Genomic DNA, 4,686 nt, shown 5'->3' with positions numbered 1-4,686 from the left:
ACGCGGCCGTGGGCGCCTGCGCCGTGGCGATGGGCTGCGTCGCGGTACCCAGGTCCGCGTCCGAGACCGGAGGAGCCGGGGCGACTGCGGGCACCGGCGCGGTCGCCGGGGTCGCCTCAGCGGACGATGCGGCGGGTGCCGGGGACGATGCGGCGGGTGCCGGCGCATCGGCGCGGCCTGCCGGAGGGGGCGGCGGGGGAGGCGGGGCCTGCTGCGTGCTCACCGTCGCGATGGGCTGCGTGGCGGGCTGGGGAACCTGCGCTCGCGCGGGCCGCGGGGCTGTCTCGGGTATGGCGGGCGTGGTCGCCGGCGCGTCATCCCGGCGGCTGCCGCCCAGGATGAGCGACGCGACGGACGGCGCACCTGCTGCGCGGGTCACGGAGACGCGATCGGTGTCGGGCACGGAGGTGTCTGGGGACACGTTGAGGGCGCTCGCTTTCTTGGCGCATCAGCGTCTGTTGTGACTAGTGGTCCTATCATCGTCCTCCAACGTACGGCCGCATAACCACGTGCCCGGCATTTGGAGAAATTGTTACGTGAGATCGCGGCGCATTGTGGTAAGCCAACCCACCGCGGCCGCCACCGCTCCGTAGCCCAGCAGCACCAGCAGCCCGGCCCACGCCGGTAGCAGGTCGGACAGTCCCGACGCCGAGTAGAAGCTGGATCCCGCGATCGCCTCTCCGGCGGCGCCGGGCAGGAACCTGGCGACGGGAGCGGCGGCGTCCCACAGGCCCAGCGCGATCCGCAGGATCGGCTCGACCAGCTGGGTCCAGGCGAGCAGCCCCACGATCACCACCACCTGGTTGGTGACCAGCGTGCCGAATCCCACCCCGACGATCATCCACGCGGCCATGGCGACCGCGGACAGCGCGAGCGCGCGCCACGCGTCGGTGCCGTCGAGACCCGCGCCGTCACCGGCGAGGGCGAGCGCCGGCGCGCCCACGGCGAGGGTCGCCGCCGAGCTGGCCACGCCGTACAGCACGGCGAAGGGCACGGTAGCCACGAGCTTCGCCAGCACGATGCGGGCGCGGCTCGGCTCCGCGAGCACCGCCGTCTCGATGGTCCGATGGCGGAACTCCTGGGTCACCACGATCGCGCCGAACGTCAGCGGGAAGACGTACCCGAGCGTCACGCCCGCGGTGTACACCGTGAGCGCGAGCTGGTCGGGCGGGACGGTGAGCTCCTGACCGCCGGACGCGCCGTCGCCGGCCAAGGCCATCGCGAGCGCGAGCGAGCCCGCGAACAGCGCGATGGTGCCGATCATGATGAGCAGCAGCACCCACCACAGCCGCGTCGTGAGGATCTTGCGCAGCTCGGAGCGGATCGCGGCTCTCATGAGGCGTCCTGGGTGAGGCGCAGGAACACCGATTCGAGGGTGTCGCCGGACTCGGCCAGCGAGTGGACCTCGATGCCGGCCACGAAGGCCCGCGCGCCCAGCTCCGCGGCGGGTGTGCCGGGGACCACGAGCTCCGTGGGAGACGCGAGGCGAGCGTCGGGCCAGTCATCCGCGAGCAGCGCGAGGCGGGCCGTATCCGGCGACCGCAGGGTGGCGGAGGGCCGTGCAAGCCGGTGAAGATCGACCAGCGAGGAGGCGTGCCGGATCCGGCCGCGGGCGATCACCACCACGTCGTCCACCGTCTGCTCGACCTCGCCCAGCAGGTGTGAGGACAGCAGCACGGTGCCGCCGCGTCTCGCGAACGCGCGCAGGAAGCCGCGCATCCAGGTGATCCCCGCGGGGTCCAGGCCGTTCGCGGGCTCGTCCAGGACCAGCGCGACGGGGTCGCCCAGCAGCGCGGTGGCGAGCCCCAGCCGCTGACGCATGCCCATCGAGAAGCCGCCCACGCGCCTCGTGGCCGCGTCGCTGAGACCCACGTCGGCGAGCGCTCGCTCACACCGCGCATCGTCCGCGCCCACCATGGGCGCCACCACCCTCAGGTGGTCGATCGCCGTGCGCCCGGGGTGGAAGGCGGGCTCGAGCTGAGCGCCCACCACCGTGCCGGGCCGGTCGATCTCGCGATACGGCCGGCCGCCGATGCTGGTCGAGCCGGACGTGGGGGAGACCAGGCCCAGCAGCGCGCGCAGCGTGGTCGACTTTCCCGCCCCGTTGGGTCCCAGGAATCCCGTGACGCGGCCCGGCTCGGCGACGAACGACGCGTCGTCGACCGCCGTCACCGCGCCGAACGTCTTGCCCAGCCCGGAGACTTCGATGCGTGGTCCGTCCATGCGCTCCTCGCCCTTCGCTTCGCAGGGGAACTCACCTGTATTCTTGCGGAACCATGGACCCTGACAGTTCCAGTCCCCGATGACCCCGTGGATCCTTGTGGGCGTGGGCGTGATGCTCACGCTCGGCACCGCGATCTTCGTGGCGGCAGAATTCGCGCTCGTCTCCCTCGACCCCGCGCACGTCGAGGACGGCCCGGGCGGGCGCCGCGTGCGCCGGGCGTTGCGTCGGCTCTCCACCCAGCTCTCCGGCGCTCAGGTGGGGATCACGCTCACCACCATCCTGCTCGGCTACACGGCGCAGCCGGCCCTGGTCGAGCTGCTGGAGGTGCCGCTGTCCTCGAGCGCCCTGTCCCGAGCCGCCGTCGCCGGCCTGGCCGGAACGCTGTCCCTCATCATCGTCAACTCCTTCTCGATGATCATCGGCGAACTGGTCCCCAAGAACCTGGCGCTCGCGGAGCCCATGCGCACCGCGCGAGTGGCTGCACCGCTCAACATGGCGTTCACCACCGCGCTGAGCCCGGTGATCGCGACGCTCAACTCCGCCGCCAACGGGATCCTGCGGCTGATGGGCATCGAGCCGAAGGAGGAGCTCGCGGGCGGCCGCTCTCGGCACGAACTCGCGGCGCTGGTGCGCCGCAGTGCCGAGGCGGGCACGTTGGCCCCCTCGACGGCGCTGCTGCTCAAGAACTCCATCGAGCTGGACGACCTGGCGGCGATCGACGTGATGACCGATCGCACGCGGCTTCACACGTTGCCGCGGGACGCGACGGCGGCGGACGTGATCGCGGCGTCCCGGGCCAGCGGCCACTCGCGCTTCCCGGTGGTGGGCTCGGGCTCGGACGACATCCTCGGCATCGTCCACCTCCGTGCCGCGATCGCCGTGCCGGCTCATCAGCGGGCCGACCGTTCGGTGCGCTCGCTCATGGATGACGCGCCGCGCATCCCCGAGACCATGCGGATGCGGCCGCTGCTGGTGGAGCTGCGCGGCCTGGGCCACCAGTGCGCGGTGGTGGTCGACGAGTACGGAGGCACCGCGGGGCTCGTGACGCTCGAGGACGTGGTCGAGGAGCTGGTGGGCGAGGTCGCGGACGAGCACGATCGCAGACGCGCCTCGGTGCACCGCGCCCCCGGCGGCGCGTGGATCGTGCCCGGCGAGCTGCGCCCCGACGAGGTGCAGGAGCGCACCACGCTGGTGGTCCCGGAATCGCCCGCCTACGAGACCGTGGGCGGGTTCGTGATGGCACGGCTGGGTCGGATCGCCGAGCCGGGCGACGAGGTCACCGCGGAGCGCCTGCGCGTGCGCGTCGAGCGCATGGACGGCCGCCGCATCGACCGGGTGCGCCTCACGCCCCTCGAGCCGGAAGAGGAGCAGCCATGAGCCTCGGCATGGTCATCGCCGTCGTAGGCCTGCTGCTCGCGAACGCCTTCTTCGTCGGGGCCGAGTTCGCCATCATCTCCGCGCGCCGCAGCTCGATCGAGCCCCTCGCAGCGCAAGGCTCCCGGCCGGCCAAGACGGTGCTGTGGGCCATGGAGAACGTGTCGCTGATGCTCGCGACGGCGCAGCTGGGCATCACGGTGTGCTCCGTGGCGCTCGGAGTGGTCGCGGAGCCCGCGATCGCCCACGCCGTCGAGCCCGTGCTGTACGGCCTGGGCCTGCCCACGGGCGCAGCGCACGGAGTCGCCGTCGCGATCGCGCTGCTCATCATCGTGAGCCTTCACGTGATCGTGGGCGAGATGGTGCCCAAGAACGCGGCGGTGTCGAGCCCCGACCGCGCGGCGCTCGTGTTCGGCCCGCCGCTGGTGGCGGTCGCCCGCGTCGCGAAGCCCATCATCTGGGTGCTCAACTGGTTCGCCAACGTCTTGGTGAAGCTGCTGGGTGTCGAGCCCAAAGACGAGGTGACCAGCGCGTTCACGGCGGACGAGGTGCACAGCATCGTGGAGCGTTCGTCCGCCGAGGGCACGCTGTCGGATCCGCACGGACTGCTCACCATGGCCATCGAGTTCTCGGAGCGCTCCGTCGAGGAGGTGATGGTGCCCCTGGACAAGGTGCGGGCGCTCGACCTGGGCGTGACCGTCGACGATCTCGAGCGGATCGCCACGGAGACCGGCTACTCGCGCTTCCCCGTCGCGGAGGCCGGCGCCCTCGTGGGCTACCTCCACATCAAGGACGCGCTGTACGCCCGTCCCGGCGAGCGGGAGGAGCCCATTCAGTCCTGGCGCGTGCGCGACCTGCCCTCGATCACCCCGGATTCCGAGGTCGAGACCGCGCTCGCGCTGATGCGGCGCTCCGGCGCTCACGTGGCGGCCGTGCGGACGGACGATGCGACGCTAGGCGTGGTGTTCTTGGAGGACATCCTCGAGGAGTTGGTGGGTGAGGTGCGCGACTCGCTGGCCCGTCGCGAGCAGGCCTCGTAGGGCGTGTGGATCACGTCGTCGGGAGTGGCCAAGGGTCCGACGGCGCCG

The 4,686-nt window shown here is 72.1% G+C and carries 4 protein-coding genes and 1 pseudogene; 2 read left to right on the top strand and 3 right to left on the bottom strand.

The genetic code is table 11. The features are described from left to right. The 3 genes and pseudogenes from Q0L54_RS03660 to Q0L54_RS03650 all read right to left on the bottom strand — a co-directional run. Positions 1 to 403, bottom strand: a pseudogene (locus Q0L54_RS03660) (hypothetical protein); the annotation flags it as partial. 129 nt (positions 404 to 532) lie between these two features. Then, positions 533 to 1,336 carry an ABC transporter permease gene (locus Q0L54_RS03655; RefSeq protein WP_296665570.1) on the bottom strand — a complete coding sequence of 268 codons (804 nt, stop codon included), beginning with the start codon at positions 1,334 to 1,336 and terminating at the stop codon, positions 533 to 535. Beyond that, positions 1,333 to 2,223, bottom strand: coding sequence for an ATP-binding cassette domain-containing protein (locus Q0L54_RS03650; RefSeq protein WP_296665569.1), 891 nt, complete (start codon positions 2,221 to 2,223; stop codon positions 1,333 to 1,335). Before Q0L54_RS03650 ends, Q0L54_RS03655 begins: the two co-directional genes overlap by 4 nt. Positions 2,224 to 2,302: 79 nt before the next feature. Between Q0L54_RS03650 and Q0L54_RS03645 the strand changes: the two genes are divergently transcribed. After that, positions 2,303 to 3,601, top strand: a complete 1,299-nt coding sequence (locus Q0L54_RS03645) for a hemolysin family protein (RefSeq protein WP_296665568.1) — start codon at positions 2,303 to 2,305, stop codon at positions 3,599 to 3,601. Next, complete coding sequence (locus Q0L54_RS03640) at positions 3,598 to 4,638, top strand: hemolysin family protein (RefSeq protein WP_296665566.1); 1,041 nt, start codon at positions 3,598 to 3,600, stop codon at positions 4,636 to 4,638. The genes Q0L54_RS03645 and Q0L54_RS03640 overlap by 4 nt, the downstream gene beginning before the upstream one ends. The last annotated feature ends 48 nt before the right edge of the window (positions 4,639 to 4,686 follow it).

This window comes from Demequina sp. (assembly GCF_024642165.1).
Lineage (GTDB): Bacteria > Actinomycetota > Actinomycetes > Actinomycetales > Demequinaceae > Demequina.
Note: the sequence above shows the minus strand (reverse complement) of the source record. Positions and strands in the feature narration are given on the sequence as shown.

Excerpts from the sequence above, each read along its gene's own strand:
- Q0L54_RS03655 (WP_296665570.1), bottom strand. The coding sequence starts at position 1,336 with ATGAGAGCCGCGATCCGCTCCGAGCTGCGCAAGATCCTCACGACGCGG.
- Q0L54_RS03650 (WP_296665569.1), bottom strand. The coding sequence starts at position 2,223 with ATGGACGGACCACGCATCGAAGTCTCCGGGCTGGGCAAGACGTTCGGC.
- Q0L54_RS03645 (WP_296665568.1), top strand. The coding sequence starts at position 2,303 with ATGACCCCGTGGATCCTTGTGGGCGTGGGCGTGATGCTCACGCTCGGC.
- Q0L54_RS03640 (WP_296665566.1), top strand. The coding sequence starts at position 3,598 with ATGAGCCTCGGCATGGTCATCGCCGTCGTAGGCCTGCTGCTCGCGAAC.